This window comes from Glutamicibacter sp. V16R2B1 (assembly GCF_005774635.1).
GTDB lineage: Bacteria > Actinomycetota > Actinomycetes > Actinomycetales > Micrococcaceae > Glutamicibacter > Glutamicibacter creatinolyticus.
In genome coordinates this window covers 102,690-125,896 of the sequence record NZ_VATX01000015.1, presented here as the reverse complement: position 1 = coordinate 125,896, position 23,207 = coordinate 102,690, and the positions used below count along the sequence as shown (strand labels likewise).

23 protein-coding genes and 2 riboswitches are annotated in these 23,207 nt (G+C 66.9%); of the genes, 9 read left to right on the top strand and 14 right to left on the bottom strand.

All coding sequences use genetic code 11. From position 1 onward, the window contains the following. Positions 1-113: 113 nt before the first annotated feature. Positions 114-512 carry a YccF domain-containing protein gene (locus tag FDN03_RS10635; protein WP_138177566.1) on the bottom strand — a complete coding sequence of 133 codons (399 nt, stop codon included), beginning with the start codon at positions 510-512 and terminating at the stop codon, positions 114-116. Positions 513-658: 146 nt separating this feature from the next. On the opposite strand from FDN03_RS10635, the gene trmB reads away from it, so the two are divergent. After that, positions 659-1,513 (top strand): tRNA (guanosine(46)-N7)-methyltransferase TrmB, encoded by an 855-nt coding sequence (trmB, locus tag FDN03_RS10630; protein ID WP_138176791.1) that lies wholly within the window; start codon positions 659-661, stop codon positions 1,511-1,513. Between the two features lie 91 nt (positions 1,514-1,604). Next, positions 1,605-2,210 (top strand): GNAT family protein, encoded by a 606-nt coding sequence (locus FDN03_RS10625; protein WP_138176788.1) that lies wholly within the window; start codon positions 1,605-1,607, stop codon positions 2,208-2,210. On the opposite strand, the gene FDN03_RS10620 is transcribed toward FDN03_RS10625, so the two are convergent. The 4 genes from FDN03_RS10620 to dnaK all read right to left on the bottom strand — a co-directional run bounded on the left by FDN03_RS10620 (position 2,207) and on the right by dnaK (position 6,242). Then, complete coding sequence (locus FDN03_RS10620) at positions 2,207-2,635, bottom strand: MerR family transcriptional regulator (protein WP_138176785.1); 429 nt, start codon at positions 2,633-2,635, stop codon at positions 2,207-2,209. The genes FDN03_RS10625 and FDN03_RS10620 overlap by 4 nt on opposite strands. A 98-nt stretch (positions 2,636-2,733) precedes the next feature. Continuing rightward, the gene (locus FDN03_RS10615) at positions 2,734-3,714 is read right to left on the bottom strand and encodes a DnaJ C-terminal domain-containing protein (RefSeq protein WP_138176782.1); all 981 of its coding nucleotides are present in this window, start codon (positions 3,712-3,714) and stop codon (positions 2,734-2,736) included. 88 nt (positions 3,715-3,802) lie between these two features. Beyond that, on the bottom strand, positions 3,803-4,378 hold the full coding sequence (locus FDN03_RS10610; RefSeq protein ID WP_138176779.1) for a nucleotide exchange factor GrpE: 576 nt from the start codon (positions 4,376-4,378) through the stop codon (positions 3,803-3,805). Between the two features lie 13 nt (positions 4,379-4,391). Further along, complete coding sequence (gene dnaK, locus FDN03_RS10605) at positions 4,392-6,242, bottom strand: molecular chaperone DnaK (protein WP_138176776.1); 1,851 nt, start codon at positions 6,240-6,242, stop codon at positions 4,392-4,394. Positions 6,243-6,596: 354 nt separating this feature from the next. Here dnaK and FDN03_RS10600 point away from each other — a divergent pair, with 354 nt between their 5' ends. Beyond that, the gene (locus tag FDN03_RS10600) at positions 6,597-6,818 is read left to right on the top strand and encodes a hypothetical protein (RefSeq protein WP_138176773.1); all 222 of its coding nucleotides are present in this window, start codon (positions 6,597-6,599) and stop codon (positions 6,816-6,818) included. A 152-nt stretch (positions 6,819-6,970) separates the two neighbouring features. On the opposite strand, the gene FDN03_RS10595 is transcribed toward FDN03_RS10600, so the two are convergent. After that, complete coding sequence (locus tag FDN03_RS10595; RefSeq protein WP_138176770.1) at positions 6,971-8,434, bottom strand: DEAD/DEAH box helicase; 1,464 nt, start codon at positions 8,432-8,434, stop codon at positions 6,971-6,973. A 337-nt stretch (positions 8,435-8,771) separates the two neighbouring features. Beyond that, the gene (locus FDN03_RS10590) at positions 8,772-10,892 is read right to left on the bottom strand and encodes an MMPL family transporter (protein WP_138176767.1); all 2,121 of its coding nucleotides are present in this window, start codon (positions 10,890-10,892) and stop codon (positions 8,772-8,774) included. Positions 10,893-11,003: 111 nt separating this feature from the next. Between FDN03_RS10590 and FDN03_RS10585 the strand changes: the two genes are divergently transcribed. The 4 genes from FDN03_RS10585 (at position 11,004) to FDN03_RS10570 (ending at position 14,741) form a co-directional block, all read left to right on the top strand. Then, positions 11,004-11,489, top strand: coding sequence for a MarR family transcriptional regulator (locus FDN03_RS10585; RefSeq protein WP_138176764.1), 486 nt, complete (start codon positions 11,004-11,006; stop codon positions 11,487-11,489). Positions 11,490-11,514: 25 nt separating this feature from the next. Then, the gene (locus FDN03_RS10580) at positions 11,515-12,132 is read left to right on the top strand and encodes a LysE family transporter (RefSeq protein WP_138176761.1); all 618 of its coding nucleotides are present in this window, start codon (positions 11,515-11,517) and stop codon (positions 12,130-12,132) included. A gap of 79 nt (positions 12,133-12,211) precedes the next feature. Further along, positions 12,212-12,721: a low molecular weight protein-tyrosine-phosphatase gene (locus FDN03_RS10575; protein WP_138176758.1), complete on the top strand. Its 510-nt coding sequence runs from the start codon at positions 12,212-12,214 to the stop codon at positions 12,719-12,721. Then, positions 12,708-14,741 carry a chorismate-binding protein gene (locus tag FDN03_RS10570; RefSeq protein ID WP_138176755.1) on the top strand — a complete coding sequence of 678 codons (2,034 nt, stop codon included), beginning with the start codon at positions 12,708-12,710 and terminating at the stop codon, positions 14,739-14,741. The genes FDN03_RS10575 and FDN03_RS10570 overlap by 14 nt, the downstream gene beginning before the upstream one ends. A 13-nt stretch (positions 14,742-14,754) precedes the next feature. On the opposite strand, the gene cls is transcribed toward FDN03_RS10570, so the two are convergent. Then, a complete protein-coding gene (cls, locus tag FDN03_RS10565) occupies positions 14,755-16,251 on the bottom strand; it encodes a cardiolipin synthase (RefSeq protein WP_249354505.1) in 1,497 nt (498 codons plus the stop codon). Positions 16,252-16,408: 157 nt separating this feature from the next. Between cls and FDN03_RS10560 the strand changes: the two genes are divergently transcribed. Beyond that, the gene (locus tag FDN03_RS10560) at positions 16,409-17,284 is read left to right on the top strand and encodes an aminodeoxychorismate lyase (RefSeq protein WP_138176752.1); all 876 of its coding nucleotides are present in this window, start codon (positions 16,409-16,411) and stop codon (positions 17,282-17,284) included. A 58-nt stretch (positions 17,285-17,342) separates the two neighbouring features. Here FDN03_RS10560 and FDN03_RS17025 read toward each other — a convergent pair whose 3' ends face one another. The 3 genes from FDN03_RS17025 to FDN03_RS10545 form a co-directional block, all read right to left on the bottom strand. After that, positions 17,343-19,682, bottom strand: coding sequence for an ATP-binding cassette domain-containing protein (locus FDN03_RS17025; RefSeq protein WP_138176749.1), 2,340 nt, complete (start codon positions 19,680-19,682; stop codon positions 17,343-17,345). Further along, entirely contained in the window at positions 19,679-20,302 is a 624-nt protein-coding gene (locus tag FDN03_RS10550) for an ECF transporter S component (protein ID WP_138176746.1), read from the bottom strand. The genes FDN03_RS17025 and FDN03_RS10550 overlap by 4 nt, the downstream gene beginning before the upstream one ends. A 63-nt stretch (positions 20,303-20,365) precedes the next feature. Beyond that, a riboswitch (TPP riboswitch) is annotated at positions 20,366-20,520 on the bottom strand. Between the two features lie 106 nt (positions 20,521-20,626). Next, positions 20,627-21,247 carry an ECF transporter S component gene (locus tag FDN03_RS10545; RefSeq protein WP_138176743.1) on the bottom strand — a complete coding sequence of 207 codons (621 nt, stop codon included), beginning with the start codon at positions 21,245-21,247 and terminating at the stop codon, positions 20,627-20,629. Positions 21,248-21,313: 66 nt separating this feature from the next. Then, positions 21,314-21,469, bottom strand: a riboswitch (TPP riboswitch). A 127-nt stretch (positions 21,470-21,596) separates the two neighbouring features. Between FDN03_RS10545 and FDN03_RS10540 the strand changes: the two genes are divergently transcribed. Further along, positions 21,597-21,839, top strand: coding sequence for a DUF4235 domain-containing protein (locus FDN03_RS10540; RefSeq protein ID WP_349291713.1), 243 nt, complete (start codon positions 21,597-21,599; stop codon positions 21,837-21,839). Positions 21,840-21,929: 90 nt separating this feature from the next. Here FDN03_RS10540 and mnhG read toward each other — a convergent pair whose 3' ends face one another. From mnhG to FDN03_RS10525, 3 genes are read right to left on the bottom strand one after another with little or no spacing between them, the layout of a single operon-like run. Then, the gene (gene mnhG, locus FDN03_RS10535; RefSeq protein WP_054821139.1) at positions 21,930-22,289 is read right to left on the bottom strand and encodes a monovalent cation/H(+) antiporter subunit G; all 360 of its coding nucleotides are present in this window, start codon (positions 22,287-22,289) and stop codon (positions 21,930-21,932) included. Beyond that, positions 22,289-22,555, bottom strand: a complete 267-nt coding sequence (locus tag FDN03_RS10530; RefSeq protein WP_138176739.1) for a monovalent cation/H+ antiporter complex subunit F — start codon at positions 22,553-22,555, stop codon at positions 22,289-22,291. Before FDN03_RS10530 ends, mnhG begins: the two co-directional genes overlap by 1 nt. Continuing rightward, complete coding sequence (locus tag FDN03_RS10525; protein WP_138176736.1) at positions 22,552-23,202, bottom strand: Na+/H+ antiporter subunit E; 651 nt, start codon at positions 23,200-23,202, stop codon at positions 22,552-22,554. The genes FDN03_RS10530 and FDN03_RS10525 overlap by 4 nt, the downstream gene beginning before the upstream one ends. Positions 23,203-23,207 lie beyond the last annotated feature (5 nt).

Genomic DNA, 23,207 nt, shown 5'->3' with positions numbered 1-23,207 from the left:
TCCACGCCTCGGCGGCCGGCGCCGCCCGCGCGGGCTTCGGCGTCCCCTTAAACGCAAAAGGCGAGCACTTCACCAAGAAGCACTCGCGTTTCGCGGCAGCGGTTCGGGCCGGGTCAGCGGCGGATGGAACCGATGAAGTAGTCCGAGGGAACGATCGCCTTGCCCAGCGGCATCAGCGAAATCGGGATCATCTTCAGGTTGGCAATGCCCAGCGGGATTCCAACGATCGAGATGAACATCGGGATGGCCGTCAGCACATGGCCGATCGCGATCCAGATCCCGGCCACAATCACCCAGATGATATTGCCCAGGGTCGAGAACGCGCCGACCGGTCCGCGGTCAACGACGGTACGCCCAAAGGGCCACAACGCATACCCCGCAATCCGGAAGGAAGCGATGCCAAAGGGAATGGTGACGATCAGCAGGCAGCAAATGATGCCGGCCAGCACGTAGCCCAGCGCCAGCCACAGCCCGCCGCAGACCAGCCAAATGATATTCAGTACCGCACGCAATAGACTCATGGCTTTATTCTGCCCCAACCCGGCCCGCTGGGACATCGGGGAAAACCCGGATCAGCCCCGGATTCCTGCCGAACGTGCGCAATCTCCCGGTCTTCCTGCTCCCGGTGCGGCCGGCGGCTCCGATAGGATTAGGCATCATGAGCGACCGTAGCGCAGATTCGATTCCCTCCCCCGAAACCGGCACCCGCGACCCGGAACTGTTCCGCAAGGAACCGTTTTCCTTCGTGCGCCGTGGGAACCGCCTGCAGGGACGTCGCGCCCGAGCCTGGGAACGCAATGCCGACCGCTACGTGATCGAACCGGAACGTAAGCAGACCGACACCTCCGTTGCCGAGGATCAGCAGCTGGACCTGCAGCAAACCTTCGAACGCACCGCTCCGCTGATCGTGGAGATCGGCACCGGGTTGGGCGAATGCATCGCCAACGCGGCCAAGGACGACGCGGAGCGCAACTATCTGGCGGTGGAGGTCTACCGCCCCGGCTTGGCCCAGCTGATGCTGAAGGTCGAGTCCTTTGGGCTGCAGAATGTACGCGCGATTCAGGCCAACGCGCCCGAGGTGCTCGATGTCATGCTGCCTGCGTCCAGCGCCGATGAAATCTGGATCTTCTTCTCCGATCCCTGGCACAAGACCCGCCACCACAAGCGCCGCCTGATCAAGACCGAATTCCTGGACAAGGTCGCGCGCGTGCTCAAGCCCGGCGGCACCCTGCGACTGGCCACCGACTGGTCCAACTACGCGGAACAGATGCGCGAGCTGCTGGAGGCACACCCTCAGTTCACCAACCAGCATCCGGGCAATCTGGCCGGCGAGCACAGCGAACTGACCAGGGTGCGTCGTGAGGGGCTGGAAGGCCATGACTCCGAGCCAACCTTTACCGATGAGCTGGGCGGCTGGGCCCCGCGCTTTGAGCGTCGCATCCTGACCAGTTTTGAAAGCAAGGCGTTGAAGGCCGGGCGCCGCGTGTTTGACCTGGCCTACACGCGCAACTAGGCGCTGGGTGCCCGGCGGCGCGGCGGAAGTATTTTCGCCCTCGTCCCACCCGGATGGGGCAGCCGGAGGGCTGTGGCGCTAAGGTTCAACCATGGATTTGTCGTCGTGTCCCACCCTGGAGTTTGCCCAGACCCGCTTGGAGCAGCTGGCTCCATCCCACGTGAACGATCTGGCCGCGGTCGTCGCCGAAGAGGGCATGCAGGAGTTGTGGTTTACCTCGATCCCGGCCCCCACCGCAGTGGGTTCTGAGATTGAACGACGTCTGGAACTCCAGGATCAGGGGCTGATGGCACCGTACGCGATCATCGATGCCCGTTCGGGACGCGCCGTGGGCGCCACAACGTTGATGAATATTGATGCGGTGAACCGACGGGTCGAAATCGGTTCCACGTTCCTGGCACCCTCGGCCCAGGGAACGGGAATCAACCCGGCGGCCAAGTTCATGCTGCTGAGCCGGGCGTTCGAGGATCTGAAGTGCATCGCGGTTGAATTCCGCGCGCATTGGCACAATCAGGCCAGCCGGGCCGCCATCTCCCGGCTGGGCGCAAAGCAGGACGGTGTGCTGCGCAGCCACATGTTTGACCCGGCAACCCAGTCGCTGCGCGACACCGTGGTCTTCTCGATCCTGCCCCACGAGTGGCCGGCGGTGCGCGCCAACCTTCTGGCCCGCCTGCGCAGGCACGGGCTGATCGGTTAGGGACCGATCGCGCGCCGGGTAGTGAACAGTGTGACCTGTGGTTCGCGGCGCTGCGGGCGGGTGCCGCGGCTGAGCGTGACAATGTCCCCGGCCATGGTGCCTGCGGCAAACACGCGGCTCTGGTTGCTGCGCAACTCATAGACCTCCGCCTGCAGGGATCCAACCTGCCGGCGCAGCTGGTCCACCTTGGCCTCAAGCTGCAGAATGCGCCGGATGCCTTCGAGCGAAACGCCTTCCTTGCTCAGCTGCTGGACCTGGCGCAGCAGCTGCACATCGCGCTGCGAGTAGCGCCGCTGCTTGCCGGCCTGCCTGCTGGGAGAGACCAGGCCCATGCGGTCGTACTGGCGCAGGGTCTGTGGATGCATGTCAGCCAGCTGCGCGGCAACCGAAATGACAAATACCGGTCGTATGTAATCCCCGGTCACTTTCACCTACCACCTTTTCGGTTCGGGCAGCCCCACTCGGTGCCCGAACATGTACGTGCGGCCGGCAACCCGTCAGCGGATGGGTTGCCGGCCCCTTGCTATAGCCGTGCCCGGGCCGCCAGATCGGCCCGCGGGTCATCCCCGGCCGTGGCCGCGGCGAACTGCTCGATGGCCTTCTTGGCTTCATCGCTCAGGTTCTGCGGCACCATCACGTCCAGGACGATCATCAGGTCACCGGAGGCCTTGGAAGTTTTCACTCCCCGGCCCTTCAGGCGCAGCGTTCGTCCCGAGCTGGAACCGGCGGGCACCTTGACGGTGACTTCTTCGCCGTTCAGCGTCGGCACCTGGATCTTGGCCCCCAGGGCAGCTTCATCGAAGCTGACCGGAACGTGGATGCGGATGTTGTTCCCGTCGCGCTTGAAGAACGGGTGTTCACTGACCTTGACCTTCACCAGCAGGTCCCCGTTGCCCGCCGGGCCGGGCTGCCCCTTGCCGCGCACGCGCACGGACTGCCCGTCGCGGATGCCGGCGGGAATGCGCACGTCGATCACTTCGCCGCTGGGTTCACGCAGCCCGATGGTCGTGCCGTTGATCGAGCCGGCGAAGGAGATGGTGGTGCTGGCGTTGCGGTCCGCGCCCTTGCGCGGCGGTGCCTGCCGGCCGAAGCCGCCGCCAAATCCGCCGCCGCCGAAACCGCCGCCACCGCCAAAGAGGTCCGCGAACTCCGGGGGAACCTGTCCACCGCCGCGTGCCCCGCCGCCGCCCCCGAAGAGGTTGGAGAAGATGTCCTCGAAACCTGCCCCCTGGGCGCCGGCGCCGGCGCCGGAGGTGAAGCGTGCCCCGGACCCCATGGCGCGGATGGCATCGTACTGCTGGCGCTGTTCCGGGTCGGACAGTACCGAGTTCGCCTCGGAGATGTCCTTGAATTTTTGTTCGGCCGCCGCGTCCCCGGGGTTCGTATCCGGGTGGTACTTGCGTGCCAGCTTGCGGTAGGCCTTCTTGATTTCCGCGTCGTCGGCATCCTTCGAGACGCCGAGGATCGCGTAAAAGTCCTTTTCGATCCAATCCTGACTTGCCATCAGGCCTCCAACCTTTCGTCAGCCGGTTCGACACTGCCCACTGTCGATTCTCGGCAGTGGGCAGTGTCGATGTGTTATTTGTCGGCGACTACTCGCCGGTGGATACCATCACCTGGGCGGCGCGCAGGATGCGCTCCCCCTTCTTGTATCCAATACGCAGGATCTGTCCCACATGGTCGGCGTCGATCCCCTCAACCGGCTGACGCAGCAGCGCCTCGTGGACGTTCGGGTCGAACTCCACACCCGCCTGGTCGATACGCTCCAGTCCGTGAGACTGCAGTACCGCATCGAGCTTGTTCGCGATGGCCGCGAACGGCCCATCGGTCAAGTCCCCGTGCTTGCGTGCGGCGTCCACGTCGTCGAGCACGGGCAACAGGGTTGCCAGCACCGACTGCACCGCCTGGTCGCGCACGGCTTCACGGTCGCGCTCCACGCGCTTGCGGTAGTTCACGTACTCGGCCTGCAGCCGCAGCAGGTCGTTGCGCAGCTCGGTGACAACCTCGCCCACTTCGTCCTGCTCCGACTGTTCAGCCGATACGCCTGCCTCGTTCAGGATCGCCTCGGCCTGACCCAAAGCGTCGGCGTTCGGCTGCGCCTCGGCAGCCTCCTGCTGGTTCTCCGGCTGCTGGCCGGAGTTGGCGTTCTGGTCCTGTGCCTCCGACATGTTCCCTTACTCCCTACTTCTTGTCGTCTTCGTCTTCGTCAATGACCTCGGCGTCGACGATGTCTTCCTCGGCGTTGGGAGCTTCGCCCTCGCCTGCGGCTGCGGACTCGGCCTGGGTGTTGGCGTAGATGGCCTCGCCCAGCTTGGTCTGCGAAGCCTGCAGCTTCTCAAACGCGGTCTTGACCTCTTCGTCGTTGTCCTGCTTCTCCAGGGCGGCCTTCAGTGCATCCACATCGGCCTGGACTTCGGTCTTGACCTCTTCGGGCAGCTTGTCCTCGTTGTCCTTGATCAGCTTGTCCACCGAGTAGGCGGCCTGCTCGGCGGCGTTGCGGGTCTCGGCAGCTTCACGACGCTTCTTGTCCTCGGCTGCGTGCTCCTCGGCTTCGCGCACCATGCGCTCGATGTCATCCTTGGACAGCGAGGTGCCGCCGGTGATGGTCATCGACTGCTCGGTGCCGGTGCCCTTGTCCTTCGCCGAAACGTGCACGATGCCGTTGGCGTCGATGTCGAAGGTGACCTCAACCTGCGGGATGCCGCGCGGAGCCGGGGCGATGCCGGTCAGCTCGAAGGTACCCAGTGCCTGGTTGTCGCGGGTGAACTCGCGTTCGCCCTGGAACACCTGGATGGACACCGAAGGCTGGTTGTCCTCGGCGGTGGTGAAGGTTTCCGAGCGCTTGGTCGGGATCGCGGTGTTGCGTTCGATGAGCTTGGTCATCACGCCACCCTTGGTCTCGATGCCCAGCGACAGCGGGGTCACGTCGATCAGCAGCACGTCCTTGCGTTCGCCCTTGAGCACGCCGGCCTGCAGGGCGGCGCCCACGGCCACGACCTCATCCGGGTTCACACCCTTGTTGGCTTCCTTGCCGGCCATTTCCTTGACCAGTTCTGCCACGGCTGGCATACGGGTCGAACCACCCACCAGGATCACGTGGGCAATGTCCGACACCTTCACGCCGGCCTCGCGGATGACGTCCTGGAACGGCTTCTTGGTGCGCTCCAGCAGGTCCGCGGTCAGTTCCTGGAACTTGGCGCGCGAGAGGTGCTCATCCAGGTGCACCGGACCGTCGGCGGTCACCGACAGGTACTGCAGCGAGATGTTGGTACTGGTGGCCGAGGACAGCTCCTTCTTGGCCTGCTCAGCGGCTTCCTTCAGGCGCTGCAGGGCGATCTTGTCCTTGGACAGGTCAGCACCCTTGCTCTTGGCCTGGGCCAGCAGCCAGTCAACGATGCGCTGGTCCCAGTCGTCGCCGCCCAGGCGGTTGTCACCGGCGGTGGCGCGAACCTGAATGGTCGAGAAGTCGTCTTCGTCCTTGCCAACTTCCAGCAGCGAGACGTCGAAGGTACCGCCACCCAGGTCGAAGACCAGGATCAGTTCATCTTCCTTGCCCTTGTCCAGGCCGTAGGCCAGGGCCGCGGCGGTCGGCTCGTTGACGATGCGCAGCACGTTCAGGCCAGCGATTTCGCCGGCTTCCTTGGTGGCCTGGCGCTCGGCGTCGTTGAAGTAGGCCGGAACGGTGATGACCGCGTCGGTCACCTTTTCACCCAGGTAGGACTCGGCGTCGTTCTTCAGCTTCATCAGCGTACGGGCCGAGATTTCCTGCGGGGTGTACTTCTTGTCATCGATCTCGATGGTCCAGTCGGTGCCCATGTGGCGCTTGACCGAGGCGATGGTGCGATCGATGTTGTTCACGGCCTGGCGCTTGGCGATGTCACCGACCAGGACTTCGCCGCTCTTGGAGAAGGCGACGATTGAGGGGGTGGTGCGGTTGCCTTCAGCGTTGGCGATAACGGTCGGCTCGCCGCCTTCCAAAACGGAAACGACGGAGTTGGTGGTTCCGAGGTCGATACCTACGGCACGCGACATAATGGCTCTCCTTTGCCTTGGTTAAAACTGACTAACGCTGGGGCGTTTTACCCCGGTTGAGCGTTCCGCACTCAAGTTTACTCTCGAGCGTTTCGCTGTCAAATCAAACTTGAGTGATGGTGACTCAACTTTGCGTTCTGTCATGTTCAACGGGTCCGGAGCCACAATCATTCCCCGTGGCGAAAGATTTTTTGGAAAATTTTTTTGCCAGGCCCGTCCCCGTCTCGTTGCTCCGCCCAGCCTGCCGCCTGCCCACCTACCGGCGGGTCGTGGGACCCAGCACTGCACGGGACAATGGAGGGCAGGGCATTGGACAATGCGATTGAGCACGAAAACCAAGAAGGGAAGCCACCGATGAAATCGAAGAACCGCTGGAAGGACCTCTCCCCCGCCCGGCGTGCGGTGCTGGTTGGCCTGGCCGCCGTACAGCTGCTGCTCCAGGGAATCGCGTTGAGCGACCTGGCCGCGCGCGGTCAGCACCGGATCAACGGCTCGAAGAAGCTGTGGGTGGCCGCAACCTTTATCAACTTCGCCGGCCCGCTCGCATACCTGCGCTGGGGGCGCAAGCAGCCCTGAGCCGCCCGGCGGCCCAATCCGGCTCCTGCGGGGATGGCAAAGCCCGGCAACGCGATGGCGTTGCCGGGCTTTGTCGGCTGTGGTCCCAGCCGTGGATCTTCAGTTGTGCGCTGCGCCGGACCCATCTGGACCTGGCGCGTGCGGCCGGTGAACTACCGGGAATTAGTGGCCGGGCTGGTGGCGCGACGGGGACGACGTGAGCGACTGCGGTTCGCCCCGGCGGCCGGGCGGGATTCGCTGGCCCCGCGGGTGTTGCGGTTGCGCCCGCCGTCCTTGGGTGCGGACTTCTCACGGTTCGCACCGGCTTCGGGGCGTCCGGCGCCGGAGCGGCGGGTGCCCGAGGCGCGGGAGGACTCGGTCTTGCCGCGGCGGTTGCCGCCGCGGGCGCCCTGCGCCGTCTTGGGGCTCTGGCGCTTGGGCTGCTGCTTCACCGGCGCCTCGTAGGCCACCAGTTCGGCCACTTCCCCAACGACCTCGGCCACGGCCGGCGAATTGCGGTCCACCTTCTCAAAGGGAACCTTCAGTCCGGCCTGCTTGAGCAGCTGGGCCACATCCCCCTGCTGGTCGGTGGTGGCGATGGTGACCACGGTGCCGTCGGAGCCGGCACGGGCGGTGCGTCCCGAGCGGTGCAGGTAGGCCTTGTGCTCTGCCGGCGGGTCAATGTGCACCACCAGCTCCACCCCGTCCACGTGCACGCCGCGGGCGGCGACGTCGGTGGCCACCAGCACCTTGGCCGAGCCGTCGGAGAACGCGGCCAGGTTGCGGTCACGGGCGTTCTGGCTCAGGTTGCCGTGCAGGTCCACGGCCGGGATGCCGGCCTTGGAAAGCCACAGCGCCATCTTCTTGGCGTGGTGCTTGGTGCGCATGAACATGATGCGCCGGCCCACACCGCTGGCCAGGGTACGCACCGTCTCCTTCTTTTCCTCCGGATCCACCACGAAGACGCGGTGCTCCATGGTGTTCACGGCGGCCTTCGGCGCATCGACCGAATGCACGGTGGGGTTGTGCAGGTAGCGCTTGACCACCTTGTCCACCCCGTTGTCCAGGGTGGCGGAGAACAGCAGGTGCTGGATGCCCTGCGGGGTGCGGTCCAGGATGCGGCGCACCACCGGCAGGAAACCCATGTCGGCCATGTGGTCGGCCTCGTCGAGCACCGAGACCTCGACCTCGGACAGGTCCACGATCTTCTGCCCCATCAGGTCATCAAGGCGTCCGGGGCAGGCGATGACAATGTCCACGCCCTCATTCATGGCCTTTTCCTGGCGCGACTGGGCGACCCCTCCGTAGATGACGGTGGTGCGCAGCCCGGCGGCGGCGGCCAGCGGGTCAATGGTCTTGGAAATCTGGGTGGCCAGCTCGCGGGTGGGGGCCATGATCAGGGCGCGCGGGAAACGCGCGCGGCGGCGGCGCGGCTGGGCGGCCAGGCGGGCCACCACCGGCAGGGAGAAGGCCAGGGTCTTGCCCGAACCGGTCTGTCCGCGGCCCAGCACGTCCCCACCGGCCAGGGTGGAGGGCAGGGTGGCTTCCTGGATCGGGAACGGGGAGTCGATGCCCTGCTGCTGCAGGACCGAAACCAGGTTCTGGGGCACACCAAGGGCGCTGAAGGATGCTGTCATGAGACGAACTTTCTCTAGAACTCGCTGATGCGCCGCCTGTGCGGCGCACGGGATCGCCGAAAGCAGGAGAAAGTCCGCAGCCGCGAGGTGCAAAGCCGGCGGAGGGCCGGGTTCACGACGCGTGGCCGCGCGGGCGGATTCGCCCCGGGACCAGTGGGAAATCTAATCAATCGACGCATGCGCCGCGCAGGGCAACCCGGACGATTTCCGGGGCCGGCCGCCAGGGGCGCACAACGCTCAATCCTACCAGCGCCGCCTCGCCCAGACCGTGGTCTACGGCATACCACCGGCTTCCAGGACCGAGATGTGTACCACGTCGGCCCCGGAAGCCGGGCGCCTACTTCGCCCCGTGGCGCAGCCGGCTGGGCCACCAGATGACGCGCCCGAACTCGTGGACCAGCGCCGGGACGAGCAGGGAACGCACCACCAGGGTGTCCAGCAGCACGCCGAAGGCCACGATGAAGCCCAGCTGGGCCAGGAACATGATCGGGATGACCCCCAGTGCTGCGAAGGTGGCGGCCAGCACCACTCCGGCGGAGGTGATCACCCCGCCGGTCACGGTCAGTCCGCGGCGCACGCCCTCCAGGGTGCCGTGGTGCAGGGCCTCTTCACGCACTCGGGTCATCAGGAAGATGTTGTAGTCCACGCCCAGGGCCACCAGGAACACAAAGCCGAACAGCGGCACCGCCGGGTCGGCCCCGGAGAAGTTGAACACGTGGTTGAACACCAGGGCGCTGACGCCCATGGCCGTGCCGTAGGAGAGCACCGTGGTGAGGATCAGCAGCACCGGGGCGATGATCGAGCGCAGCAGCAGCATCAGGATCACCAGGATCGCGGCCAGGATCAGCGGGATGATCTTGAACAGGTCCGCGGTGGCGGTCGCGTTCGTGTCCATCTGGGTGGCGGTGGTGCCGCCAACCAGCCCGTCCGGGTCCTGCTGGTGCACGGTGTCGCGCACCAGCTGCACGGTGTCCTTGGCCTGATCGGAGTCCGCCGCGTCGGCCAGGGTGATGGAGATCAGGGAGCGGCCCTCAACCACCTGCGGCTCGGCGCCGCGCTCGGCCATGGCCGGGCCGCCGTCCTCGGCCTGCAGGTAGGCCGAATCCACGCCGTCCAGGGCGCTCACATCCTTCAGGATGGCCTCGGCATCGGCTTCGTCCACGATGGCCACCGCCGGGGAGCCGCTGCCGCCCGGGAAGTGCCGGCCGAGCACCTCCTGGCCGTCACGGGCCTCGGACTGGGAGGTGACCAGGTCACTTTGCGGCACCCCGCTGGCCTGGAGCTGGGTCATGCCCAACGCGCCGGCCAGCAGCACCACGCTGGTCACGATCCACACAATGCGGCTGTGCCGGTCAACGAAGGAAGCGATGCGCGCCCATAGTCCGCCGCTGGTCTTGGCGTGCTGGGCGTGGCCGGCCGGCTTGGGGGCGAAGGGCCAGTAGGCGGCCCGGCCCAGCAGGCCCAGGGCCGCGGGCAGGAAGCTGAGGGCGGCAATGATGGAGAAGATGATGCCGCTGGCGGCGATCGGCCCCAGCGCCTTGTTGGAGTTCAGGTCGGAGAACAGCAGGCACAGCAGGCCCACGGTCACTGTACCGCCGGAGGCGATGATCGGTTCCAGGCAGCCGCGCCAGGCGGTGGCCACCGCCTGCCAGCGCGACTGGCCCTGGCTCAGCGCTTCCTTGTGCCGCGCCACCAGCAGCAGCGAGTAGTCGGTGGCCGCGCCGATCACCAGGATGGAGAGGATGCCCTGGGACTGACCATCCAGCCGAATCCAGCCGGCGTCGGCCATGTAGTAGACCACCACAATCGCCGCGCACAGGGCGACCATGGCGGTCAGCAGCACGATGAAGGGCAGCAGCACGGACCGATAGACCAGCAGCAGGATCACCAGCACCGCGCTGAGCGCCACGCCCAGCAGCACGCCGTCGATCCCGCCGAACGCCTCGATCAGGTCGGCATTGAACCCGGCCGGGCCGGTGACGTAGCCCTCGGCGCCCTTGGGCAGGTGCTCGTTGAGCAGCGCCCGCAGGCTCTCCACCCCGTTATCGGCCTTGACCTCACTGGAGATCGGCACCAGCAGTTCCACCGCCTTGCCGTCCTCGGCCAGGAACGGCCCGGTCACCTCCCCGTCGAGGTATTCAAAGGACTTCAGCTCATCGGCCAGGGCCGCGCCCTCCTTGGCGTCCAGCCCGTCCTGGTTGGCCACGACCACCACGGCCGGGATGGCGTCACTGGTGCGGAACTTCTCCTGCCATTCCAGGGCCCGGGTGGCCTCCGCGCTGGCCGGCAGGAATGCGGCCTGGTCGTTGCTTTGCACGTCGGACAGCTTGCCAAAGGTCGGCCCGCCGATGCCGGCGACGGCCAGCCAGATAATGACCAGCACCGCGGCCAGCAGGGCGCGCAGTCCGTTTTTGGGTTTGCCGTTTGCAGGTGGTGCGCCGGTTGTCGAGGATGCCATGGCCGGTTTCCTTCGGGTCGAGGCCGCGCCGCGCCCTGTGCGCGGGGCGTGTGCCGTAGGGGTCAAACTAATTCCATCATCGAACTATATCATTGGTTATAGAATGTGCCTATGGACCCCACCCCCTCCTATGAACTCGTCCTGCAGCTGCAGCAGTTCGCCCAGGCCTCGGACCGCTACGTGGAGTCCACCGCCAGCGCCCACAGCTCGCACCGCACCGACATGAACGCGCTGGGCGTGATCATGCGCTACCAGCGCGCCGGGTCGCTGCCCTCACCCCGGGATCTGTCCCGGGAGCTACAGCTGAGCGCACCGGCCACGACCGCCATGCTCGACCGGCTGGAGCGGCTGGGCTACATTGAGCGCCGGCGCACCGATGCCGACCGGCGGGTGATCCGCATCGCCATGACCGAGCTCGCCCAATCCAGCGGGCAGGAAATGTTCGCCCCGCTGGCCCGCAAGCTGCACCAGGTCATCCAGGGATATCCCAGCGAGCAGGTCGAACTGATCACCCAATTCCTGCGCGAGGCCACCGCCGGGGTGGACGAGGTGCGCGAGGCTACCGCGTCACAAATCCCCACACGAAAACGCGCCTAGTCGCTCCGGCGATTATGCTGTTTCGGTGACTCTTCCCCTCTGGTTCTCCCTACTGGGTGCCGCGGTGGTCATCAGCTTCACCCCGGGCGCCGGGGCCATCAACACCATGAGCAACTCGATTCGGGTGGGCTGGCGCCGCTCGCTGTGGGGCATCATCGGCCAACAGCTGGCCCTGCTGATCCACGTGGCCATCGTGGCGGCCGGGGTGGGGCTGCTGGTCAGCCGTTCTCCGGTGCTCTTTGAGGTCATCCGCTATGCCGGTGCCGGCTACCTGGTCTACCTCGGGGTGCGCATGCTGCTGGCTCGTCCGCAACCGGAACAGCTGCAGGACTCAGCGCCTGCCGGGCGGCTGTACATGGTGCGTCAAGGCCTGCTGGTGAATCTGCTCAATCCCAAGGCGATCGTGTTTTTCCTGGCGCTGACCCCGCAGTTCATCCGGCCCGATGCGCCCCAGCTGCCCCAGTACCTGGTGTTCATGGCCACCATTGTCCTGGTGGATGTGCTGGTGATGTTCCTGTTCTTCGCCGCCATGGCCCGCACCTTCCAACGATTTACGGCCACCGTGCGCGGCGCGCGAATCCAGAACATTGTCTTTGGCACGCTGTTCATCTTCGTTGCGGTGCTGCTGGTGCTGGCGCGCTAGTGAATTGTTGTCGATTCGTTGCGCGCGCATCGGGGCGTCACCCTCGAATGTGTTGGCCAATTCACCCTAGACTTGTCTCATGTTCCGGATAATGACGGTGTGCACGGGCAACATCTGCCGCTCGCCCATGGCCGAATTCATGCTCAAGAACGCCCTGGAGGACGCGGGGATCGGCGACGTCGAGGTGTTCTCCCGCGCCGTGACCGACGGGGAGATCGGCAACCCCATTGACCAGCGCGCCGAAGCGACGCTGCGTTCCCACGGCCTGAGCGGTGAGGGACATGTGGCCAGCCAGCTCACGGCCGAGGAACTGGGGTCGGTGGACCTGATCCTGGCGCTGGACACCGACCATTTTGAGGCGCTGGTCCCGGATTTGTCGAACATCTCCCAGGAACGGCGTCCGCAGCTGCGGATGCTGCGTTCCTTTGACCCGCAATCCGCCGCACAGCCCCACGACGCGCAGGGCATCTATGACCCCTGGTACGGGGACGCCGCGGACTTTCGTGAAACCTGGAAGATGATTGCCGCCAGCCTGCCGGCGCTGGTTGACTACGTTCGGAGCAACACCGCCTCCCGTGGAAACCGTTAAACCACTGATTATCGCCCTGGACGGGCGCTCCGGGGCGGGCAAGAGCTCACTGGCTGCGGCCCTGGCCGCGGCCTGGGGACCCGAACGGGTTTCCATCCTGCACCTGGAGGACCTGTACTACGGCTGGGATTCGCTGCAGGAAACCTGCACGCACTATGCCGTCCTGCTGCGCCGGATCCGCGCGGGCCAGCCGGTGAGCTGGCCGCGCTGGGACTGGCAGGCCAACGCCCCGGCGGCCGAAGACATCCACTTCACCCCCAGCGAGATTGTGCTCGTCGAAGGGGTGGGGGCCCTGTGCGCCGAAGCGGTACCGGAGATTGACCTGGGCATCTGGCTGCAGGCCGGGGCCACGGTACGCCGGGAACGCGCGCTGCGCCGCGACGGGGAGGTCTTCGCCCGGCACTGGGCGCGGTGGGCCGATCAGGAGCAGGAGTACCTCAGCGCCGCAGACCCGGCAGCCACTGCCAACGTGCACCTGCGCTCCGATGCCCCCGACGAGGATGCTGCCCTGCACCAGCTGCGCCGGCTGGCGCGGTTCCTACCCGCCCGGGTACGGGTCAAGCTGCCCGCCACCTGGCTGCGGGCCGCGGTGCGCCATGAGCGTGAGCTGCCGGTGCCCCGGGATGTGGCCGCCGTCTTTGAGTCGCTGGCCGAGCGCTGCCGGCAGGCGGCACTGCTGGAATCCACCAGCCACCGGCTACAGGACCCGTTGGGCCGCAACCGCTATACGGTGCTGGCCCTGGCCCAGGAACCGGAGGCAGCGCTGCTTTCGGCCACCGTGCAGGGCACCGAGCTGCGTTCGGGCAACGCGATGCTCCGGCTGGGCCCCGAGTTCTTTGCCGCCCTGGGCGGGATCTGGCCCTCGGAGACCGGGCCGGGGGCGGAGCCTGCCCCCGCGGCAGAGCCGCCGGCCCCGGACCCGCAATGGGTGGGCTACCTGGGCTATGAGCTCAAGCGCGAAGTGGGTGCGGCGGATGTGGCGGCCCGGCTGCCCGATGGTTCGCTGCGCCCGGACGCGCAGTTCTTTGAACCGGACACCGTGCTGATTGTTGATCACCTGCGCGCCCGGCTGACCGTGCGCGCCCCAGGCCACCTGCTGGAGCCGACCCTGGCCCGTCTGCAGCGGCTGCAGCTCAAGGTGCGGGAACCCGGGCCGCTGCCGGTGCCGGTGTTCAGCTGCCGCGACACCCCCGAGCAGTACCGGGACAAGGTGCGCCGGGCGCAGCACGAAATCTGGCAGGGCAACAGCTATGAGGTGTGCCTGACCACCGAACTGCACACCACCGTGGAGCATTTCTCCGCCTTCGAGGCGTATAGCCGGTTGCGTGAATCCTCCCCGGCCCCGTTTGCGCACTACCTGCGCCTGGGCTCCCTGGAGGTGGCCAGCATCTCCCCGGAACGCTTCGTGAGCATCTCGGGCACCGGCAAGCTGCGCGCCGAACCGATCAAGGGCACCCGTCCGCGCGGTCAGGATCCCTCCAGCGATGCGGCGCTGCGTGAGGATTTGGCCTCCCATCCCAAGGACCGGGCCGAGAACATCATGATCGTGGACCTGCTGCGCAACGACCTGTCCCACCATGCGGTGCCCGGCACGCTGTCGGTCACCCGCTTGTGCGCCATCGAAAGCTACGCCACAGTGCACCAGATGGTCTCCACCATCGACGCGCAGCTGCGAGAACCGGCGCTGGCCGCCGCGGCGCTGCGCGAGGCCTTCCCGCCCGGGTCCATGACCGGGGCACCAAAACTGTCGACCATGCACATCCTGGACCGGCTGGAGGAAAACCGGGCGCGGGGACTGTACTCCGGGGCGGTGGGCTACCTGGGCGCAGATGGCGGCGCCGACCTGGCGGTGGTGATCCGCACCCTGGTCTGCGACCGGCTTGGGGACGGGTCCTGGCAGCTGAGTCTGGGGTTGGGCGGGGCGATTACCGCGGACTCGGATCCGCAGGAGGAATGGGATGAGGTGCGCACCAAATCGGTGGGCGTGCTCAGCGCCCTGGGGGCGCGCTTCCCCTACTAGGGCGGTGCCGCTCCTACTGCAGGGTGGCGGTCAGCCGGGCGGCGTTGTCCACCCAGCGCTGCAGCCGCGGACGCTTCTCCCACTCCTCCAGGGTCAGTTCCTTGGAGATGCTGCGGTAGTGGGCCTGCACCTGGTTGACCTGGTCCACCGTCTGCGCGCCGAGCAGCATGACCGAGATCTCCATGTTCAGGCTGAAGGAGCGCATGTCCATATTCGAGGATCCCACGACCGCGACCTCGTCATCGACGGTGAAGCACTTGGCGTGCAGCACCATCGGGGCCGGGTACAGGTAGATGCGCACCCCGGCCTCCAGCAGCACCTGGTAATAGGACTGCTGGGCGTGGTGCACCAGGAACTGGTCCCCGGACTCGCATACGAACAAATCCACCTCAATGCCGCGCTGCGCCGCGGTGGTGATGGCGTAGAGCATTGAATCATCGGGCACAAAATAGGGGCTGGTGATCTTCAGGCGTTCGGAGGCCGAATAGATCAGCGTGTTGAACAGGCGCAGGTTGTTCTCATCCTCATACCCCGGCCCGCTGGGCACCACCTGTCCCACGGTCTCCCCCGGCACATCGCTGGCCGGCAACGGGTAGCGGGCGTCGGTCAGGTCCTGCAGCACGTCATCGGTGTCGGCCTCCTGCCACCAGTCGGTGGCGAAGACCACGTCCAGGGAACGCACCAGCGGGCCGCGCACCTGGATCATCAGCTCCACCCATTCGCGCCCCACCTTGTGCGAGCTGAGCCGCTTGTAGCCCGGCTCGATCAGGTTTTGGCTGCCGGTGAAGGCCACTTCCCCGTCCACCACCAGGATCTTGCGGTGATTGCGCAGATCCGGGCGGCGCCAGCGGCGCCGGAACGGGGCCACCGGCAGCATCCGCTTCCATTCGATGCCCGAATCCTTCAGCCGCCGCTTCAGCTGCCCGTACCCGGCCACCCGGGCGGTGCCCAGGTGGTCAAACAGCAGGCGCACCACCACCCCGCGCTTGACCGCGGCCTCCAGGGAATCCAGGACCGGGCCGACGAAGTCCGGGTCATCGCCCATGATGTAGAACTGGATGTGCACGAATGTCGTGGCCTTGTCGATCTCCTGGCGCATCGCCTCCAGCGAGGCACGGTAATCGGAGATCACCTCCACCTCGTTCCCGCCCTCCAGCGGCAGCGCCCCCAGGGTGCGGTTGAGCACCGCGGCGGACTCAATCCATTCCTCATCACTGTGGAATTCGACCGGCGAATCCATGTGCGAGGTGGCTTGCAGAATTGCCTCATTGGCGCGGCGCTGCTTCTCCAGGCGCCGGCGGGAGAGGCGCGGGTTGGCAAAGAGCAGGTAGAGGATCAGCCCCACGACCGGGATGAAGAAGATCGCCAGCAGCCAGGCCATGGCGGTGGTGGGCCGGCGGTTGCCCGGAACCACTCCGATCATCACGATACGCACCACGATGTCGAAGGTCACCGCCAGCGCCCAGACCGTCGGGCCCAGTTCCCGCAGGAAGTTCTCACCTAGCATCATGCGGCCAACTCCTGCCCTCGTGCTTTCCACCGGGGCGTCTTTCCCGCGGTCATCGTGCGTTTTACCTATCGCTAGACTACCCAATTCCCCGGTTCAAGGCGGTGTCGGTTGCGGCGAGTTATCCGAAGCACCGGCGGGATTCGATAATCTAGTACCTATGAGTTCATTGGTTTTCCTCGATCCGTCCTATCCGGCCGGTCGACTGGCGGACATTTACGCGCCGCAACTGCCCGTGACCGCCCAGGGTGTTTCCCGTGGTGACGGTATCTTCGAATCGATGCTCTACAAGCACCAGAGCGTGCGCAAGATCGACGCGCACCTGGCCCGCCTGCAGTCCTCGGCCCAGCTGTGCGACCTGGAGATCCCCGACGAGATCCAGTGGCGTGCGGCCATTGATACCGCCATCGCGGACTTTGATGCCACCGGCGGGGCCGATGAGGCCGTGGTGAAGCTGGTGGCCGCCCGCGGGGACGCGGACAGCGACCCGGCCCTGTGCTGGGTGACCGTCACCCCGGCCCCGACGCTGGGCCAGGCCCAGCGGGATTCGGGTGTGGACGTGCTGCTGCTGGATCGCGGCTATGATTCGAAAATCGCCGAACGCGCGCCCTGGCTGCTGATGGGAGCCAAGACGCTGTCCTACGCGGTGAACATGGCGGCCCTGCGCTATGCGCGGGCCCACGGTGCCCATGATGTCATCTTCACCTCCTCCGACGGTGCGGTGCTGGAGGGCCCGACCTCCACCGTGCTGATGGCCCAGCGAGATGGGCAGACCAAGCGCCTGCTCACCCCGCTGCTGGAAACCGGGATCCTGCCGGGCACCACCCAGGCGGCGATCTTCGCTGCCGCCGCGGAGGCCGGCTGGGAGTTGGGGTATGGTCCGCTGCGTCCCGAGGACCTCTACCAGGCCGACGTACTGTGGCTGGTTTCCTCGGTGCGCCTGCTCACCCCGGTGAATTCGCTGGACGCCAAGCCGCTGCGCTTCGACGCCGAACTGCACGCGGAGCTGAGCGAACTGGCCGATCACCTGGCCTAACCGAGCACGCAAAAACGGGGGGAGCAGTCCATGGACTGCTCCCCCCGTTCTTGGTGCGCTATCCCCAGACCAGGCTCCAGGTCCCGGCCAGCACGGCAGCGGCCACCGCCAGCGCCCCCACCGCGAGCCCGGCACCGATCACCAGCACGTCACGCCCCCCGAAGTCCGGGGTGCGCAGCCAGCTGCGCCGCCCGGCGCCGAAGCCCTTGGCTTCCATGGTGATGGCCAGTCGCCCGGCCCGTCGGATCGCCTGCACCAGCAGGGCCAGCACCTGCCCCAGGTTCGCGCGCAGGCGCTGGGCCGGGGACCCGAAGTTCCCCACCCCGCGCGCCCGGCGGGCCAGGGTCAAGGTGGTGAACTCCTCCACCAGCAGGCCCAGCAGCCGCATTCCGGCCAGCGCCCCGAGCACGAAGCGGTGCGGCACGCGCAGCTGCTGGGACAGGGCCGAGCCCAGGTCGGAGGGGTTGGTGGTGCTCAGCAGCAGCACCATCGGCACGGCCATCGCCATGGCGCGCATGCCGGTGGCGATGCCGCCGGCCAGGGAGCCCTCGGTGATGGTGAAGACCCCCAGGTCCAGCAGCAGCGCCCCGGAGTCCTCCCCGACCAGGCTGATCCCCCAGGCGGCGGTCAGCCCGGCCAGCAGCAGCGGCCAGGCGCGCAGCAGGAAACGTGGGATGCTCAGCCGCGCCAGCGGCAGCATCAGCAGGGTCGCGGTGATCACCACCAGGCCCGAGACCCAGTCAATGGTGGCCACCAGCGGGATGGTGGTGGCCACGATCGCCGCCAGCTTCGCCAGCGGGTTGCGCCGGGCCAGCCAGCTGTCGCCCACCGCGGATCCCAGCAGCGGGTCCGGTCCGGAGGCCTCGGCCCGCGGGGCGGGGGCCTGCAGCTCAAGTTCCCGGGCGCCCAACGCCCGGGCGAAGTGCCCGTCATGGGTCACCGCGATCACGGCGGTGCCCTGCTCGATCACCTCGATGAGCAGCTCGGCCACCTCCCGCCAGGTGTTCGCGTCCTGCCCGAAGGTCGGCTCATCCAGGATCAGCACGTCCGGGCTGGCGGCCAACACCGTGGCCACCGAGAGCCGGCGCTTCTCCCCGCCCGAGAGCGTGTACGGGTTCGCCTCGGCCAGGTGGTCCAACCGCAGCCGGGTCAGCAGCGCGGCGGTGCGTTCGGCGATCTGCTGTTCATCAAGCCCGGTGCCGTCCTGCCCATCCCGTTCCCCCTTCGCCCGGCGCGGCCCGTAGGCCAGCTCGTCGGCAACGCTCTGGGTGACAAACTGGTGTTCGGGTTCCTGGAAGACCGTGCCGATGCGGGCCACCAGCTGCCCGGCCCGCCAGAGGAACGGCTTGTCCCCCGCCTCACCGGCCAACAGTTCAGTGGCGTGCAGCCAGCCGCTGGCCGGCTCCAGCAGCCCGCCCAGGGTCAGCGCCAGGGTCGACTTGCCCACCCCGTTCGCGCCGCGGATCACCAGTGCGCCGCCGGCGGGCAGTTCCAGGTCCACCGCCGCGGTCAACGGGGCCTTCTTTGAACGCCTGGCCTGCAGCTCGCTGGCCCGCAGCAGTTCACTGCCCGGGCTGGTGCGTGGGGTACGGGTGTGCGGGACGTAGCCGGGCACCCAGATCCCGGCCTCGGCCAGCTCCCGGCGCAGCGGCTGGTCGCTCAGCAGCGCCTGCGGGGCCACGTCATGACTGATCCCGCCGCCGGGCTCCAGCACCAGCACCCGGTCCACGTGTTCCACCCAGGTCTCCACCCGGTGCTCGACCACGATCAGGGTCGCTGCCGTGCGCTCGGCGGCGTTGAGCACCGCGTCGCGTACCCCCAACGCGCCCTCCGGGTCAATGTTGGCGGTGGGTTCATCCAGCAGCATCAGCCCCGGGCGCATGGCCAGGATCCCGGCCAGGGCCAGGCGCTGCTTCTGTCCCCCGGACAGCTGCTGGGTGGGATGTTCCGGCGCCAGCTGGCCCAACCCGACCGCCTCCAGTGCCAGGGGAATGCGCCGGGAAATCTCCTGCGGGTCCACCCCGAGGTTTTCCGCCCCGAAGGCCACGTCGTCTTCCACCCGGGCCTGCACGATCTGGGTTTCCGGGTCCTGCTGCATCAGGCCCACACCCTGGCGCGGCCCGAACGCGTCCTGCTCCCCCACCAGCAGCTGCCCGGTACACCCGGCCAGCTCGGAAACGTCCAGGACCCCGGCCATGGCGTGCAGCAGCGTGGATTTGCCCGCGCCGCTGGGTCCCAGCAGCAGCACCCGCTGCCCGGCCGGAACCTCCAAATCCAGGGCGTGCAGGGCCGGTTGCTGCCGGTCGGCGTGCTTCCAGCCGAACCCGCGCGCGCTCACGGACAGGGCACCGGATTCCAGCTGGGGCAGCGCGGCGTGGTTCGTGATGCCGGCGGTCATTGCTTCGCCCGCCCAAAGACCGGTTCACGGTTCGCCCTGCGGCTGGGCAGCGCGGAAAGCGCCCCGGTGGCCGCCAGCGCGCGGGTGGCGAAGTAGGACAGGATGCCGGCAATCACCAAGCCGGAGAGGCTCATCGCCGCCACGTGGAAAAGCTTCATGCCCGCGGTGTATTCCGCATAGTAGGCCATCAGGTAGGCCTCGCTTAGCGCACCGAACAGTCCGGCGCCCAGCCCCGCCAGCATCGCCACCCCAAGGCTCCACACCCGGTAGCGGAAGAGCGCGAACACCACCTCGGCGCCCAGCCCCTGGACAATGCCGGAAACCAGCACGGTGATGCCCCACTGCGAGCCCAGCAGCGCGGAGATCACCGCGGCCAGCAGTTCACAGTACAGGGCGGCGCCGGGCTTGCGGATGATCAGGGCCCCGAGCACTGCCGGGAAGAGCCACATCCCGGCCACGAAGGCGCTAGCCGGCGGGAAGGCCACAAAGGCCAGGGAAATGAAGCCGTAACCGGCGTTCCAGCCCCAGAACACCACGCCCGAAGCCACGGCGATCACCGAGGCGACGACGATGTCGGCGACCTTCCACGAGCTGCTGGCCCGCAACGGTGTTGTTGTCACTTGGATATCCTCCTGAATCAGGAGGGGAGCATGTATGCGAACCGGGGCGCGTCCCCGGGGGCATACCTGAGATTCTCGACTTCCTTCGCCGGTACTAGCCGGGGCAGGTTCGAGGGTCTGCGATCTATCGCACTCTCAGCGTCTTTTACCCTTACGCCTGCCGTGACGCGCCTGGCGGCACGGCAGCGGGCTGGTATGACGCTCCCCTGTCGGTTTATGTCTGCGTTGCCACCATACCCCAGGATGCCGGTCGGGCAGAACCCGCACCGGCGACCGGTTTGAGGCGGACGTCATATTGCTCTTGCTCCGGCCGCCAGGCGCCGCCTAGCGGGAGCGGGTGAGCACCGGTTCCCGGTGGGCCCGGCGGCTGGGCAGGGAGGCCAAGGCACCGGTGTTGGCCAGCATGCGGGTGAGGAAGAACGAGCAGATCCCGGCGATCAGCAACCCGGAGACGCTCATCGCCGCCACATGGAACAGCTTCATCCCGGCGGTATAGTGCACGAAGTGGGCGGTGATGTAGGCACCGTTGAGGGCGCTGAGGAAGCCGGAGCAGAAACCGGCCAGCATGGCGGCGGACAGGTTCCACACCCGGTAGCGCAAGAGCGCGAACACCAGCTCGGCGCCCAGCCCCTGCAGCAGCCCGGAGACCAGCACCGTCAGTCCCCAGTGGGTGCCCAGCAGGGCCTCGATGATGGCGGCCAGCAGTTCGCAGTACAGTGCCGCACCGGGCTTGCGAATGATCAGCGCCCCGAGGACCGCGGGGAACAGCCACATGCCCGAGAGCAGCGCGCTGGCCGGCGGGAACGCGGCGAAGGCCAGCGTCACGAAACCATAACTGGCGCTCCACGCCCAGAACACCACGCCCGAGGCCACGGCGATGACCGAGGCGATCACGATGTCCGCGACCTTCCATGAGGTGCCGCCGGTTCGCTTGGTTGTTGCCATTTTCTTCCATCCTCCTGGTTCAGGAGGGGAGCACATGCGGATGCGCAGGGAGCTGTCCCTGCCGCACATCTGAGATTCTCGACTTCCTTCGCCGGTACTAGCCGGAGCAGGTTCGAGGGTCTGCGATCTATCGCACTCTCAGCGTCTTCCACCGGTCCCGGCCACCGGCGTTTGCTGCGCGGTGAGCCTCGGGGACGGTATGACGCTCCCCTGTCGTTTCTTGTCAGCAGATTGCCGCGGCGATCCGTGGATCACCCGATGCCATGTCTGCGATGCCACCATAGCTCAGGATATGCTTTCGATAGAAAGAGAAGTCCCCATGCGAACAGGAGCGCGAAGAATGAAACCAATGATGAAGCTGCTCGCCACCGGCATTTCCCTGGGAGCCGGGTTTGTCGGCAGCAAGCTGGTGGACCGCCTGTGGAAGGGATTCACCGGCAATGACGCCCCGCGCCACGGCCAGGAAGCCGAAGCCGAAGCCTCGATGCGCCAGGCCCTGGCGTTCGCCGTCTTCTCCTCCGTGGTGGCCGCGATCATCCAGGTCCTCACCGACCGCGGCACCCGCAAGGCGTTGGCCAAGCTGAACAAGTAGTTCCCCGGCGATTGCGCCGTGGACAGGCAGGGCCTCGGAGCACCGTGATGCGGTGCTCCGGGGCCCTTGTTCGTGGTGCCGGCAGTGGCGCTAGTCCTTGTTCTGGCGGCTGGCGTTCTCCACCACGGTGCGCAATTCGTCGCTGTACAGCGTTTCGCGCTTCACGTGCTTGGTGCGGTACCCAGAACGGCCAATCATGTGCGCGGAGACCGGTGCGGTCAGCAGCTGCACGCCCCAGGCCAGGGCGAGCACCGGCACCACCTGCCAGGAGCGCAGGTGGATGGCCAACCCGATGAACAGCAGCAGGAAGCCAAGCACCTGCGGCTTGGTGGCCGCATGCATCCGGGTGAGCAGGTCGGGGAAGGTCAACAGGCCTATGCCGGCGATCAATGACATCAGCGAGCCGACGATCATGCAGCCGGCGGCCACAATTTCCAGGAACTGATCCATCACGCATTCCTCTGGTCGGAAACGAACCGGGAGACGGTGACCGAGCTGATGAAGCCGATGGCGCAGGCGATCACCACGAACAGGATGTGGTTGGTGTGCCGGTTCAGGTACATTTCCAGGCACAGGGCGGCGGAGATGATCAGCAGCATCACATCCAGGGCCAGCACCCGGTCCAGGATGGAGGGTCCGCGGGCGACCCGGATCAGGCAGGCCACCGCACCCACCGAGAGCAGCACTCCGCTGATTCCCACGATGATGTAGCTCAACGCTTTGCCTCCTTGGCCTTCTGGCGGGCGCGCTGGGCGATGTCCTTGCGCACCTGCTTGACGTACTCGTACTCGTCGTGGCTGCCGATGGCCATGATCACCCGCCGTTCGATTTCATGGATCTTCGCCCGGGAGCGGGCGACCTTGATGGCGTTGGAGGCGTTGAGGTAATGCAGGTACAGGGTGGAGCTGCGCCGGTCCACCTCCACCACGAACGATCCGGGGATCAGGGTCAGCACGTGCCCGACCGTGGTGACGATCAGGTCCGAGTCGGTGTGCAGGCGCACCGCGATGATGGAGCTGCGGGTCTTCTGGCGCCGGAAAAGCGCCAGGTAGGAAACCTCCAGGCTGGCCGCCACCACCTGCATGATGAACCAGCCCAGCAGCAGGAAGCAGTACCACGGGTTGATGCGCCCCGACAGACGCACCGGGGGCAGCGGGAACAGGGCGACCAGCAGCAGGGACAGCAGCGCCCCCACGATTAGGGTTCCGGGGGTGAAGTCCTGCCACAGCGCGCCCCAGACCAGGGTCATGAACAGCAGCAGCGGCCACTCCTGGCGCAGTGTGGCGCGGTTGCGCTGGCCCGAGGCCTCATCCAGCGCGTCGGCGATGCGCTGGTCGCGTGGCTCGTCAATACGTTTTGGCATGTGTC